General features: G+C 35.8%; 15 protein-coding genes. 2 read left to right on the top strand and 13 right to left on the bottom strand.

Annotation, left to right across the window (positions count from 1 at the left end; all coding sequences use genetic code 11):
• Positions 1-91: 91 nt before the first annotated feature.
• The 6 genes from ASO14_RS14630 to ASO14_RS15100 all read right to left on the bottom strand — a co-directional run bounded on the left by ASO14_RS14630 (position 92) and on the right by ASO14_RS15100 (position 4,994).
• Entirely contained in the window at positions 92-838 is a 747-nt protein-coding gene (locus ASO14_RS14630) for a 3-oxoacyl-ACP reductase (RefSeq protein ID WP_068457055.1), read from the bottom strand.
• A 55-nt stretch (positions 839-893) separates the two neighbouring features.
• On the bottom strand, positions 894-1,115 hold the full coding sequence (locus ASO14_RS14625; RefSeq protein WP_068457053.1) for a DUF2829 domain-containing protein: 222 nt from the start codon (positions 1,113-1,115) through the stop codon (positions 894-896).
• A 35-nt stretch (positions 1,116-1,150) separates the two neighbouring features.
• Positions 1,151-2,113, bottom strand: coding sequence for a sensor domain-containing diguanylate cyclase (locus ASO14_RS14620; protein ID WP_068457051.1), 963 nt, complete (start codon positions 2,111-2,113; stop codon positions 1,151-1,153).
• Complete coding sequence (locus ASO14_RS14615) at positions 2,110-2,922, bottom strand: alpha/beta fold hydrolase (RefSeq protein WP_068457049.1); 813 nt, start codon at positions 2,920-2,922, stop codon at positions 2,110-2,112. The genes ASO14_RS14620 and ASO14_RS14615 overlap by 4 nt, the downstream gene beginning before the upstream one ends.
• 139 nt (positions 2,923-3,061) lie before the next feature.
• On the bottom strand, positions 3,062-4,750 hold the full coding sequence (locus ASO14_RS14610) for an FAD-dependent oxidoreductase (protein WP_231726965.1): 1,689 nt from the start codon (positions 4,748-4,750) through the stop codon (positions 3,062-3,064).
• Between the two features lie 70 nt (positions 4,751-4,820).
• Complete coding sequence (locus ASO14_RS15100) at positions 4,821-4,994, bottom strand: hypothetical protein (protein ID WP_156422387.1); 174 nt, start codon at positions 4,992-4,994, stop codon at positions 4,821-4,823.
• A 230-nt stretch (positions 4,995-5,224) separates the two neighbouring features.
• Here ASO14_RS15100 and ASO14_RS14605 point away from each other — a divergent pair, with 230 nt between their 5' ends.
• Complete coding sequence (locus ASO14_RS14605) at positions 5,225-5,773, top strand: ECF transporter S component (protein ID WP_068457043.1); 549 nt, start codon at positions 5,225-5,227, stop codon at positions 5,771-5,773.
• Positions 5,774-6,005: 232 nt separating this feature from the next.
• Here the strand turns inward: ASO14_RS14605 and ASO14_RS14600 are convergent, their stop codons facing one another.
• From ASO14_RS14600 to ASO14_RS14570, 7 genes are all read right to left on the bottom strand, one after another.
• A complete protein-coding gene (locus ASO14_RS14600) occupies positions 6,006-6,551 on the bottom strand; it encodes a C40 family peptidase (protein ID WP_068457040.1) in 546 nt (181 codons plus the stop codon).
• A gap of 172 nt (positions 6,552-6,723) precedes the next feature.
• Positions 6,724-7,350 carry an NUDIX hydrolase gene (locus ASO14_RS14595; protein WP_068457036.1) on the bottom strand — a complete coding sequence of 209 codons (627 nt, stop codon included), beginning with the start codon at positions 7,348-7,350 and terminating at the stop codon, positions 6,724-6,726.
• Positions 7,351-7,417: 67 nt separating this feature from the next.
• Positions 7,418-7,912, bottom strand: coding sequence for an LURP-one-related/scramblase family protein (locus ASO14_RS14590; RefSeq protein WP_068457033.1), 495 nt, complete (start codon positions 7,910-7,912; stop codon positions 7,418-7,420).
• Between the two features lie 95 nt (positions 7,913-8,007).
• Entirely contained in the window at positions 8,008-8,505 is a 498-nt protein-coding gene (locus ASO14_RS14585) for an LURP-one-related/scramblase family protein (protein ID WP_068457030.1), read from the bottom strand.
• Positions 8,506-8,515: 10 nt separating this feature from the next.
• Complete coding sequence (locus tag ASO14_RS14580; RefSeq protein WP_231726964.1) at positions 8,516-9,445, bottom strand: Gfo/Idh/MocA family protein; 930 nt, start codon at positions 9,443-9,445, stop codon at positions 8,516-8,518.
• Between the two features lie 123 nt (positions 9,446-9,568).
• Complete coding sequence (locus ASO14_RS14575; RefSeq protein ID WP_068457026.1) at positions 9,569-10,216, bottom strand: peptidylprolyl isomerase; 648 nt, start codon at positions 10,214-10,216, stop codon at positions 9,569-9,571.
• A 184-nt stretch (positions 10,217-10,400) separates the two neighbouring features.
• Positions 10,401-11,141, bottom strand: a complete 741-nt coding sequence (locus ASO14_RS14570) for an ankyrin repeat domain-containing protein (protein ID WP_082701498.1) — start codon at positions 11,139-11,141, stop codon at positions 10,401-10,403.
• Positions 11,142-11,297: 156 nt separating this feature from the next.
• On the opposite strand from ASO14_RS14570, the gene ASO14_RS14565 reads away from it, so the two are divergent.
• Positions 11,298-12,479 carry an MFS transporter gene (locus tag ASO14_RS14565; RefSeq protein ID WP_068457023.1) on the top strand — a complete coding sequence of 394 codons (1,182 nt, stop codon included), beginning with the start codon at positions 11,298-11,300 and terminating at the stop codon, positions 12,477-12,479.
• Positions 12,480-12,775: the final 296 nt, after the last annotated feature.

Raw genomic sequence — 12,775 nt, 5'->3', positions numbered from 1 at the left:
GTAATAACTACGACCAAAGGAAGCGAGTTTTCACCCGATCTGAAGTGCCGTAGTGTAAGCATTTTGCTTACCGAATTATTATAACAAATTCTTATTTGGCTATCCAGCCCCCATCAATTGGAATAACTGTGCCGTGAATATAATCGGCGTCATCGCTTGCAAGATAACTTGTTAGACTCGCTACTTCTTCTGGCTTTGCCCATCTTCCAGCTGGTGTCTGTTCTGCTACCCATTTTGCCATTTCACCATCTCCTTCAAAATCAGCTGCATTCATCGGTGTATGAATAGCTCCTGGTGCAATCGCATTCACGCGAATTCCTTCTCTGCAATAATCTTGGTCTACTTGTTTCGTGTAACCGACAATCGCATGTTTTGAAGCAGTATAAGCTGCTCCTCCTCCGCCAGCTACAAGCCCTGCAATGGAAGCCATATTGATGATGGCACCTTTTTTCTGCTCTAACATAATCGGCAATACTTCATTCGTTACGAAATACGTTCCTTTGACATTCGTATTCATAATTCGATCCCAAAGCTCCTCATCTGTATCTAATGTTTTCGCATAACCATCTAATACACCTGCAGTATTTAGTAAAATATGAATCGTATGAAATGTTTCGAGCGCATGTTTCACAGATTGTTTCACATGAAACTTATTCGATACATCTCCTACGCTATAGGCAAACTGTTTTGGAAATAAGCTTTTCATCTGTTTCATCTGTGTATCTTCTAAGTCAAAACCATATACATAAGCGCCTTTTTCTAAAAATAAAGCTACTTGTGCAGCTCCGATTCCTGAATTTGCGCCTGTTACAAAAACCACTTTTTGATTAAAATCCATTTATATTCCTCCATATGAAAAGAAGCTGGCTCTAAAATTAGAGCGCAGCTTATTGTTATTCTACAATTGACCAATCTTCGGCTAAAATGTCACACACTGTCGGTTGGAACATCGTGTAACCTTCGCCTTCTACATTAATTAAAAAATATGGATTTAAGTTTTCTCCATCGAATTGAGAAGCCCCTACTAATTTTACATATAGTTCTGGACCGCTCCAACCGTCACGAATTACTTTTTCGCCATTTTTCAGTTTTGGTAATACTTCTTCAAATGTCATACATACACTTCCTTTTCTAACATAGCTTCATTTTATCATAATTGATTTGCATGAACTGCCTGATTGCGCCCATTATTTTTAACATAGTATAGCGCATCATCTGCTCTTTTAAATAGTGTTGTAATCGTGTCCTCTTCTGTACGTGTTGATACACCTAAACTAATTGTAATATGGTCTACAACTTCAAATTCTTGGTTTCCTACTTCACGATTTAAAAACTGTGCAATTTCTAGTGCTTCATCTGCATCAATTAAAGGTAATAATAACGCAAACTCTTCTCCACCATAGCGCGTTACAATCCCTTTATCACCTAAAGTATTACTTAGACACTTCGATAACTTTGTTAAGACAACATCACCTGTTAAATGTCCATACGTATCGTTTACCTTTTTAAAGTGATCAATATCTACCATAATCACAGATAATAGTACCTTCTCTTGCATAATCTCTTCCATACGTTCATTTAGATAACGTCGATTATAAGCACCTGTTAAAGCATCCACATGAGATATTTGTGACAACTCCAAATTCATCTGTTCTAATTTTGCTTTTTGCTCTTCAATTTGCTGGTTAATTTTTTCTAATGCTTCTACTGCAATTTGATTTTGTTTTAATGCATCTTGTAGAGCATACTGTACATTTCTCAATTCTTTTTCATGATCGACTCGACGATTAATTCGCATAAACACGCAATCAATAATAGGTGTTTTTTCTTCGAATTTTTTAGCATTTAATACATATGAATCACTTGTACCTTCAGCTGTTTTTAATGTCAGCAGCATCTCTTCAACATGCCCTTGAATTGAGATTTTTGGATAAAAATAAGAATAGAACATCATCATACTTACTTTCGATAATACTTTTTCAATGGATTGATGAAGTAGTTGTTGCTTATCCATCTTCAACCATTTCGCCATTGTCTCATTTAGATTTAAAATTTCACCATCTAAACTTAGCTGCATATAACCGCATGGAGAATGTTCAAAACGATTCATCATATTGCCAAGTCACTCTCAATGAAGTCTGCAATAATCGCAGCTGTTTCTGAAGCATGACTAATATGTGGATAATGACCTTTTGCATTCATAACAACTAATTGGCTATTCGGAATTGACTGATGTAAATAATCACCTACATGTTTTGGAACGATACTATCTTCTGCGCATTGTAAAATTAACGTATTCGTTTGCAATTGTGGTAATTGTTCGCGATAATCTGAAAAGAATGTGACCTCCGCAAACTCACGTGCGATTTTAGGATTTGTTGAAACAAAAACCTTTTCAAGATCTTCTGTCATCTGAGGTGCAGCTTCTTCTCCCATTCCAACAGGCGCCATATAACTCGCCCATCCTGAAAAGTTCATCTCCATCATCTCTAACAGTTCATGGACATCACTTTCTTCAAAACCACCATTAAAATCTTCTTTATTCAAATAACATGGCGAAGGTCCAATCATGATCATTTTCTCAAATAGTTCTGGTCGCTCGATTGCTACAAGCATACCAATCATCGAACTGATCGAATGCCCTAAAAAGATGACTTTTTCTAAATTCATCTCATCCATAATGTCGATAATATCTTGTTTGTAACCATGTAATGTACTATATTTTTCCTTATGATAGGCCTGTAAATCAGAACCTCCCGCACCTACATAATCAAATAAAACTAAGCGATATTTTTCTGCAAATGCAGGTGTGATATATTGCCACATGCTTTGTTCACAACCAAAACCATGTGCACAAATGATTGTCTGGTCGCCATCTCCAACCACGTTGACATTATTACGCTGTAAAATATCCATCTTCATCCACCTCTTTATCTATCTTATTTTCTTTTTAAAACGATAAGACTATTCTTTCTATCTTATCATGAATTTCCAAAAATGAAATAAACGAGTATGTTCTAGAACATAAAGAAAAGCGAAGGTTAGCCCCTCGCTTTGTGCATTATTTAAAATTATATGCTGTTACAATCGGTTCTCGCTGTTGTAATGTATCTTGTACATATTCATACAAACAGATTCCTAAGAATGAGCCGGATACATTATAAACTTGTGTGAATCCGCTGTTTTGAAGTGCCATCACAGCATTATAACTACGTTGTGCCGAACGACAATGAACATAGATTGGTCGGTCTTTTGGAATTTCATTCATACGTTCACGTAGTTCACTTAAAGGAACATTTAATGCTCCCTTAATCTGTCCATTTTCAACCTCATTTTTTTCACGTACATCTAAAAAGAAAGCACCTTGTTCATATAAATCACGTACTTCCGATACATGAATCTGTTTAAAACGTCCATACAATACATTCGTTGCGACAAGAGCTGCCATATTCACAACATCTTTTGCTGTACTATACATTGGTGAATAAGATAGTTCCAAATCTTTTAAATCCTCAATCGTACCGCCCATTGTAATCATCGTAGCGATTACGTCAATTCTTTTATCTGCATTCCCTTTACCAATCGCTTGTGCACCTAAAATTTTGCCTGTTGGCACTTCATAAACTAATTTAAAATGAAGTGGATTACTTGAAGGCATTAATCCCACTTTATCTGGTGCAATCACGTAAACAGAGTCCACTTCGATACCAGCCATTTTAGCTGTGCGTTCATTAATACCTGTCGCTGCACAGTTGTAATCAAAAACTTGAATACTCGATGAACCAATTACACCACGTTGGCGGTTTGTAATACCATACATATGGTCTGCGGCTGCACGTGCTTGTTTTTGTGCAGGACCTGCCAGAGCAAGACGTGTTGGACGATGTAGAATTTGATCGTACACTTCAATTGCATCGCCTACAGCATAAATCGAAGGATCATTCGTTTGATAATTCGTATTTACTTTAATACCACCTGTTACACCTAAATCTAACCCAGCTTGTATCGCTAAATCAGTTTCAGGTTTCGCACCTGCTGCAACTACAACTACTTCTGCTGCAATCTTTTTACCGTTTGCAAGTAACACATGCGCTGTTTCAATTTTTTCAATCGCTGCACGCAATTCCAAATTCACGCCATGATCGAGCAATTCTTTTTGCATAATTTGCACCATATCTTCATCATATGGATCCATAATTTGTGCACCACGCTGAATTAATGTCACTGATTTTTTCGCTTCACGTAAATTTTCAGCCACTTCAACACCAATAAAGCCACCGCCAATAACCGCAATATCCTGTACATTATTCATCTGAATATAAGTTTGTAATCTCTCAATATCTGCTACATTTCGAATCGTAAATACATGCGAAGAATGGATTCCTTCAATAGGAGGTAACGTCGGTTTTGCACCCGGTGATAATAGTAAAATATCATATGCTTCTTCATAGACTTCACCTGTAACAACATGTTTCACTTCAATTGTTTTGCGGTCCCTATGAATCGCAATCACTTCTTGATTCACACGTGCATCTAAATTATATTGTTTTTTAAATTTTTCAGGACTCATCATAATTAATTTTTCACTTGTTGGAACAATTCCACTTAAGTAAAACGGTAAAGAGCAATTTGAAAAAGAAACATGTGGCCCTTTTTCAAACATGATTACCTCTGCTTGTTCGTCTAATCTACGAATACGAGCAGCTGTAGAAGCTCCGCCTGCTACGCCACCAACAACTAATACCTTCATTGAATATATCCTCCTCATTTGTTTATACCTATATCATATACCCCTATAGGTAATTAAACAAGGAATATCACTACTTTTCGATTAGTTCTTTTCTCATTTCTTCCAATTCAGCAATTTGCTCTTTTGTTAGTTCAATTAATTCTTTTGTGCCTTCGTCAATTTCACCAGGTGCTTCTAGAACAGATAACATATCCTTTGCATCCTCTAACATTAACTCAATATTTTCTAATGACAATTTCGCCATTGTAAACGCCTCTTTTCGTTCAGATTATTTTCATACTATAGCGTATTTATCGGTAGATATGAAGCAATTCAGCTCGTATTAAATGACAATTTATCGAATAAATCAAATTTATGACAAACTACCATTTTATAAATTTTCTGACCACTTTAAATATATTAATTCTGGCACTTTTAAACAGTCAGTGTGTTTGCTAATGTAAGAGTACAAATTGAACCAAAGGGGTGGTTACTATGCAAAAAACATTATCGAATACAAACGCTCGTCCGCGCTCTCATACATATGACTTAATTATTACAGCGATGTGTATTGCACTTGTTTTTGTTGCAACATTATTTTTAAACATTCGTTTACCAATCTCAATTAATGGTGGACTCGTCCACTTAGGTACAGCGATGTTATTCATTGTAACGCTATTATTCGGACCGAAAAAAGGGATGATTGTCGGTGCCATAGGTATGAGTCTATTCGATTTATTCTCAAACTGGACATTATGGGCTCCGTTCACATTCGTAACACGTGGATTACAAGCCTATATTGTTGGCTCTATCGCCTTCTATGGTGGTCGTAAAGGTCGTAGTATTCCATTTAATATTGTCGGTATTTTAGCTTCTATACCCGTTATGTTAGCAGGTTACTATTTATGTGAGGGTATCCTATTCGGTAATTGGGTTGCACCAGCTACATCGATTCCAGGTAACTTACTACAAAACAGTATAGGTCTACTTGTAGCGATTCCAGTAGTTGCTATACTTAAGAAAATACCGATGTTCCGACCATAATGAAAAACAGGCTTCGCTCAAAACGTACACTGGTCCAAGTTAATGTGATAAATAAAGTAAAATATGTATTAAATATTATAAATCTATTATTTTCATTAGCTTGTATGATGTCAATGTATGTTTGGATAGAAAAATATTAAAAGATACTTTTCTAATACAGAAAAGTATCTTTTAATATAATAATATTTATTACATTGTGATTATACAGAGTTATTTCATTTTTAATCGATTATTACCACTTATTATCTATAAACTTAAAATTATTATAATCAACAGTAGCTGAATCAATAAAATTGTATGGTACAACCAAAGCTTTTGGTTCAAAAAAACCTTGACTATTACGAGTCTTAATTGTTTTACCTGCCTTATAATAAGAATACCAAACTAACTCACTACAATATATATATTTAATATCTTTGGGATTGTTAGTAATTTTATAAGGTATTTTTTTACCTCTAAAATATGTTTTAGCCTTCTGAGCAGCAGTAGCACCTAGAGTACTTGATTTAGGTCTAATAACTTTAGATTTTGAATATCTCTCATGCCATTTTGTTTCTGATATAACGAGAGGATATGGTTCATTTGCTCGCCCCGAAGTATGTAGAATGTTAGTAGCATCAATATATATACCAGCATGTCCTGTAATTCCACTGGCTATAGTACTATTCGTTACAATAATATCTCCAGGTTTATTTTTAATTGCAGCCTTTGCTTTATTTCCTACGAAAATAGTTAAAGATAAAAACACTGATAATGCTAATATTAATATTTTTTTCATTTTTCTCCTCCTTGTAGTTGTTATTATACATATTTTTTTTAAAAAAACAATATTATTACATTAATGTAAATAAAAAGAAATTAAATAAAAACAACCAGTCGACAATAATTTATTGTCGACTGGTTGTTTAAAGGGTACGTTCTTATTGTCTCAAAAAAGCTCGTAAACACCTTTATTCCTCGGCTTTTTTCAATTGTTCAATCACATAGCGTAATATGCGTGCTGTTAAGCCCCATACCGTATGCCCCTCATACTCATAAAACCATTCTTCCATATCGCGAGAACGCCATTTATAATCTCGTCCACGCGCAATTTTATCATATGGAAAATCATCTTTTGGCTGAAGTTTGACCGGAACATAATGACGGTAAGCTTCATGACTTAATAGCCAATCTACTGGTATCGTAAAAGTTGAACCTACCTCATCTGGATTCAATCTATAATGTGACTCATCCGGAATTACTGCAACAACAGGATAGACGACAAAAGAAGGCGACATGATAAGAGGACTTAGCTCTTGTAAGATTTGAATATCTTCTCTTCGAACACCTAACTCTTCTTCAGTTTCTCGAATCGCGGCATCCTTTATAGAAGCATCTGTATCATCAATTTTTCCACCTGGGAAACTAATATCTCCTGGTTGCTTACGCATTGTGGCAGAGCGTACTTCAAATAATATATGCCACCCATCTTCTTTTTGAATCAACGGAATAATAACAGCAGAACGGAAGGCTTGTTCTTCACCAATAAAAAGCGGCTGTGGTTTACGCAATTGCTGTCGAATACGTTCTAATTCCATTTCACTTCTCTCCTATACGTTTATTCTCTCTCTATGATACAGCGTATGAAAGTGAAACGAAATCTTTTTATAGGTGTGTTAAATCTTCTTCTAATCGGTGATCCACACGTACACAATCCACTGCAATAACAATCGCCACAAGAATTAACTCTTTCGATTCATCTTCAATTTCAATGAAATATCGACGGCGCCCTTTTACAAAATGTTCTTTGACGCGTCCAATATGCTCTCCTTTACATAACACTTCAAATTGCATATCCATCCAGTTTCCTTGTACTTCGATATTAGCGCCCTCAATTGTGTAATGCGCCTTTAAAAAAGAGCGTTCTTTTTTAATTGTGAGTACATCTTGTCCTTCTACTTCTACAAAAAAGCGTGGTAATAAACTAAATATTTTTTTCGTGATTTTAGCTACTTGTTGTCCATCTCGGTCAAGAACTTTGAATTCTCTTGGTAGATGTAAAAATCCACCCTCAATTGTATAAGCTACTTCATCTTGTTCATCTCGAATAAAAAATTCCTTAATCGCATATGTGTTACCACCCATGTGTAAAGTTTTCATAATTTCATCCACACCTTTTCATTATTTAATTAGGTATGACTCTCTTACCCCTTTAAATAACGAAATAACGATATCACATCATTTTGTAATTTGAACTATACAGATGTAGATGCTGCTGCTGCACGATCATCTGCTTTTACGCAATCAATTGCTACAACAATCGCTACAAGTATAATCTCCATCGCCTCATCTAAAACTTCAATCTCATAACTATCGCCCCAACTAAACCACTTTTGTCTAACCGAACCGATACACGTTCGATTTTGATAGACTTCGAAATTCATATCCCACCAATTTCCATTCACTTCAATTCCGTGACCCTCAATACTATATTTCGCTTTAAAAAATGAAAATTCCTTTTTGATGGTTAGTACTTCTTGTCCTTCTACTTCTACGAAAAAACGTGGTAAAAAACTAAATACTTTCTTAGTTACAAGCGCTACCTCTTGTTGCTGCCGATTTGTAATAGAGAATTTTTTAGGAATACGTAAAAAACTACCTTCTACACGATACACATCTTCTTCAGCTTCATTTTTCACCGTAAATTTACTGTTTAAGCTAAGTACTTTTTGCTTCATATACAACTTTTTCATATTTTCACTCCTATTTTAATAAAGAATCAATTATATGTTGGACAGATGCGCCTTCTTCAAATGAAACGTAGTTTGAACCTTTACCCTGAAAGTAGAGAGAAACCTCATCTAAAAAAGAAATGTTAGATTTTTGTAATGTTAGTCGTTGTTCTGGTTGGTTAGGTGTACTAACCCATAATTCTGCCCAATTTCGAATGGTCATTGTCTTTTTCGTACCATGAATAAGATAGATTATTTGCTCTTGTTCTGCGACACCATGCGCTCCTTGTAAAACAAACGGAATATTTCCCGGAAGTTGTGCAAGTGCACAAACACTCTGTTCACAAAGCTCTGGATTCTGCGGATAATTTGTTTGATGAGATTGAAGTGATCCTTCACCAAAAAGTCGTTCTGTCATCTGAAGATAGTGTGGGAAAATTTCACGAATAAAACCACCCTGTTCACGCGTGCGAATCCAATTATTTTCTTGCCATGGGCGTGGCCACTGTGGAAAATAAGTTGATAACTCAACCTGAATAACATCACCGAGTTCCTGTTGCTGTATTGCTTTTTCTACATATAAAAATTCTTCCCCGTATATCATTGGAAAATGCATAGCTGTTTTAACACCATATTCTTTTGCAATTTCCACCATTCTTTTTCCTTCTTCTTCATTGTGAGCAAGCGGTTTTTCACAAATAACATGTAATCCTCTTTTTGCACAACCTTCTGTCAAAAACATATGGCTAATAGGTGGTGTGCCAATATAAGCGAATTCAGCCTCTATTTCTAATAGTTCTTCTAATGAAGAAGTTGTTTGAACGTTATAACGCGCCGACATTTCTTGTAACCGCTCTGTATTCGCGTCGTACATTGCTACAATCTCTACACTGGTGGAGTTAGCTGCTTGTTGAAGTATTCTCTCTCCAACAACACCTGCTCCAATTAAAATCCCCTTCATCCTCATCATCCTCTCTTTGTGGATATCTTTTCAACTAGTATAAGTTATACACATGTGGATATCTTTTCAAAAAAAATCATCCTTTATTGTATTGTGGACAACTTAGGATGATTTTTCAAATCTTTATTTTACTTTTACTGGTTCTGGGTAATCAAAGCCTTTTGTATCAACTTCGACTTTTTTCATCTTTTGATCTTTATTCGGCTTATCCGAGCCATCACGTTCAACTTTTACAATTTGGTCTACAACGTCCATTCCCGATGTCACTTTACCAAATGCCGCATAGTCACCATCTAGACTTGGTGTATCTGCCACCATGATGAAGAACTGTGAACCTGCCGAATCATTGTTTTGACTGCGTGCCATTGATACAACACCACGTGTATGTTTTAAATCATTGTCAAAACCATTTTTAGAGAACTCTCCTTTGATTTCATAGCCAGGACCTCCTGTACCATTCCCATCTGGGTCTCCACCTTGAATCATGAAATCAGGAATGACACGATGGAAGATTGTTCCGTCATATGTGCCTTTTTTGATTAATGAAATAAAGTTCGCAACTGTATTCGGTGCTTTTTTTGGATATAACTCCATTTGAATCTTTTGATTATCTTCCATTGTGATGGTCACAATCGGATTCTCTTTTACTTCTGATGCATAATTTGTTTCAGGCTCTTCTTTTGATTCTTTTTTATCTGAACTACATGCTGCTAACATTGCGATGAGTGCCATCACCATAAATAATAGTAGTCCATACTTACTCTTTTTCATGTATAAATCCTCCCTCTCTTCTTACCAAAAATATACCATACTTTTAAATAGAACCAAAAAGACAGAATGAGATAAACTATCTTACTTTCCCTTTAAAGTTCGCAACGAAAAATCGGAACCGTGCCACAGCCCAATTCCGATTTTTCTTATACTTATATAAGGTGGTTATGTTCCAACCTTTATTCTAATTTAAAATCTCAATCATTTTGCGATACCCTTGTTCTTTTGCGTAATCTAACGCTGTCTTACCATAGCGGTCACGTAGATTTTGATTTACTCCTGCGTCCATAAGCTCTTGCACAATTTCTTGATATACTTTCGAGCCATCTGTTAAGGCAACTGCTTCAATCAATGCTGTGTAACCATAATCATTTTGATGGTCAATATCTACTTGTTCATCTGTTAATAGTAGACGAACATTATCTAAATGCCCTTTTTCAGCTGCTGGAATTAATGCATTTCCGCCAAAACGATTTCGTACTTGTTGATTTGGTTTTGTATGTTCCATCATATAACGTAAAATCTCTGTTTTCCCTTGTGCACCTGCATATAAATAGGCGCTATCTTGAATCGCATCTTGCTGATTAATATCTGCACCCGCGTCAATTAATAATTTTGCGATTTCTATATCATTTTCATGTGTAGCAATGAGTAATGGCGTTTCCTTTTTATCATTTGTTTCGTTTATAGTTGCATTGCTACGTGCCAAAATCTCTTTTACTTTTTGTACATCTTTTTCTTCTACAGCTTGTAGAAGTTCCCCTTTTTGTACTTGCTGTTCTTCTTTTGGTTGTAAGTCTTTCTCTACTGCTTCTTCTGTTACCTCTGTCTTTGTCTGTTTTTCCACATTGTCATCCCCTTTTGATGTGCATCCAGCCAGTAATAATATGGTAACTGCTGTTAAACCTATTATATTCTTCAACATCTATTCACTCCATTTATATCTATTATGTTTCTCTTTTATATCGTACTTTACGATGCCAAGACAATTTAAATGAATTAAATAAATTCACCTTTTCCTTATTTTATGTCCTAATTATGCTATGCTAATGAAGTTATTTTGAGAAAAAGGAGCCTGTCTATGACACAACAAGAAAACAAAACACCCTATGGTCTACTCATTTTCTCTTTAAGCCTACTTACATTCGTATTAGGTACAAGCGAATTTGTGATTGTCGGAATTTTAACTGATATTTCTTCTAGTCTTCATATTTCAAATGCACAAGCAGGTACACTCGTTTCTGCATTTGCCTTTACTTTTGCCATTACTACACCAATCGTTATGGCACTTACAAGTCACTTTAAAAAACGTCCTTGGATGCTACTGTTAATTTTAGCTTTCGTTCTATTTAATACATTATCCATTTTTGCAACAAGCTATTTGGTCCTACTCGTACTTCGTATGCTAACAGCCATCGTTACAGGTGTGTTAATCTCGTTAGCGATGGTCGTAGCCAATGAGTCGGTTCCTGAACATAAGCGTGGCATGGCCATCTCATTCGTATTCGGTGGTTTTACATTAGCGAATGTCATCGGTGTTCCCATCGGTACACTACTTGCTGGACACTTTTCTTGGCACGCAACATTCATCTTAACCGCTTCACTTGGTTTAGTTGCGTTCATCTTTGCACAGCGTTTATTACCGCATAAACTCAGTCAAGAGAAAGGTTCCATTCGTGACCAATTCGCACTACTTGGTAACAGTCGAATCCTAATGGCATTCTTCATTCCAGCTCTTGGCTTTGGCGCTACCTATGCCGTATTCACGTATCTTGTACCGATTTTAAAAACATTAGATATTCAAAATGAGTCCATCAGTCTCGTATTATTTGGTTATGGTGTCATTTCAATCTTTAGTAATATTCTTGCTGGAAAGATTGCTAGTCATCGTCCAATCGCCAGACTGCGTATCGTCTTCTTTATTCAAGCACTTGTATTAATCGCAATCTACTGGACAACTGCTTCGCTACCACTCGCTTTAGTTAATATTGGCTTGATGTCACTCATGTCGATTCTCTTAACGACTTCAACTCAGTTATATTTAATTGATTTAGCGAAAATTTATCAGCCGAGCGCAACAGGTCTTGCGGCTTCCCTCATGCCTGTCGCAAGTAATGTAGGGATTGCGATGGGTTCTGCTATTGGTGGATTTGTCTATCACGCAAGCTCGCTAACGTTTATTCCATTTGTAGGTGGTGTTCTTGCGATTCTAGCGTGTATTTTAACGAGTATTAGTTACCGATTGGATCAGAAATCAAAATAAAAAATTTTTTACGAAAAAGAGGACTTTTTTAAATAAGCTACGAGCGTCATAAGATATAAATAGCAATTAATATAAACCGTTAAAAACATAAAAGATTCACCTTGTAAAAAATTAAAAATAAGCAGTGAATAGATCATCGATATGATGGATGCAACTAAAAATCGACCCTTTTTCGCTAGATGATACTGCCACACAATAAAAATCATTGAGTATAAAAATACAACATAAAACATGGGATACAACTCCTTATGTAAAAAGCGAAGTCACTCAATTTTGAATGGCTTCGCTTTTCTTTG

Origin of the sequence: Kurthia sp. 11kri321 (assembly GCF_001534765.1) — a bacterium.
Lineage (GTDB): Bacteria > Bacillota > Bacilli > Bacillales_A > Planococcaceae > Kurthia > Kurthia gibsonii.
The sequence above is the reverse complement of the archived record's forward strand: the minus strand, read 5'-3'. Positions and strand labels throughout refer to the sequence as shown.

Coding starts and splice junctions, on each gene's coding strand:
- ASO14_RS14570 (WP_082701498.1), bottom strand. CDS start 11,141: ATGTTGAAGAATATAATAGGTTTAACAGCAGTTACCATATTATTACTG.
- ASO14_RS15100 (WP_156422387.1), bottom strand. CDS start 4,994: ATGGCGAAATTGTCATTAGAAAATATTGAGTTAATGTTAGAGGATGCA.
- ASO14_RS14595 (WP_068457036.1), bottom strand. CDS start 7,350: ATGGAATTAGAACGTATTCGACAGCAATTGCGTAAACCACAGCCGCTT.
- ASO14_RS14615 (WP_068457049.1), bottom strand. CDS start 2,922: ATGAAGATGGATATTTTACAGCGTAATAATGTCAACGTGGTTGGAGAT.
- ASO14_RS14590 (WP_068457033.1), bottom strand. CDS start 7,912: ATGAAAACTTTACACATGGGTGGTAACACATATGCGATTAAGGAATTT.
- ASO14_RS14565 (WP_068457023.1), top strand. CDS start 11,298: ATGACACAACAAGAAAACAAAACACCCTATGGTCTACTCATTTTCTCT.
- ASO14_RS14625 (WP_068457053.1), bottom strand. CDS start 1,115: ATGACATTTGAAGAAGTATTACCAAAACTGAAAAATGGCGAAAAAGTA.
- ASO14_RS14600 (WP_068457040.1), bottom strand. CDS start 6,551: ATGAAAAAAATATTAATATTAGCATTATCAGTGTTTTTATCTTTAACT.
- ASO14_RS14630 (WP_068457055.1), bottom strand. CDS start 838: ATGGATTTTAATCAAAAAGTGGTTTTTGTAACAGGCGCAAATTCAGGA.
- ASO14_RS14610 (WP_231726965.1), bottom strand. CDS start 4,750: ATGAAGGTATTAGTTGTTGGTGGCGTAGCAGGCGGAGCTTCTACAGCT.
- ASO14_RS14605 (WP_068457043.1), top strand. CDS start 5,225: ATGCAAAAAACATTATCGAATACAAACGCTCGTCCGCGCTCTCATACA.
- ASO14_RS14585 (WP_068457030.1), bottom strand. CDS start 8,505: ATGAAAAAGTTGTATATGAAGCAAAAAGTACTTAGCTTAAACAGTAAA.
- ASO14_RS14620 (WP_068457051.1), bottom strand. CDS start 2,113: ATGATGAATCGTTTTGAACATTCTCCATGCGGTTATATGCAGCTAAGT.
- ASO14_RS14580 (WP_231726964.1), bottom strand. CDS start 9,445: ATGAAGGGGATTTTAATTGGAGCAGGTGTTGTTGGAGAGAGAATACTT.
- ASO14_RS14575 (WP_068457026.1), bottom strand. CDS start 10,216: ATGAAAAAGAGTAAGTATGGACTACTATTATTTATGGTGATGGCACTC.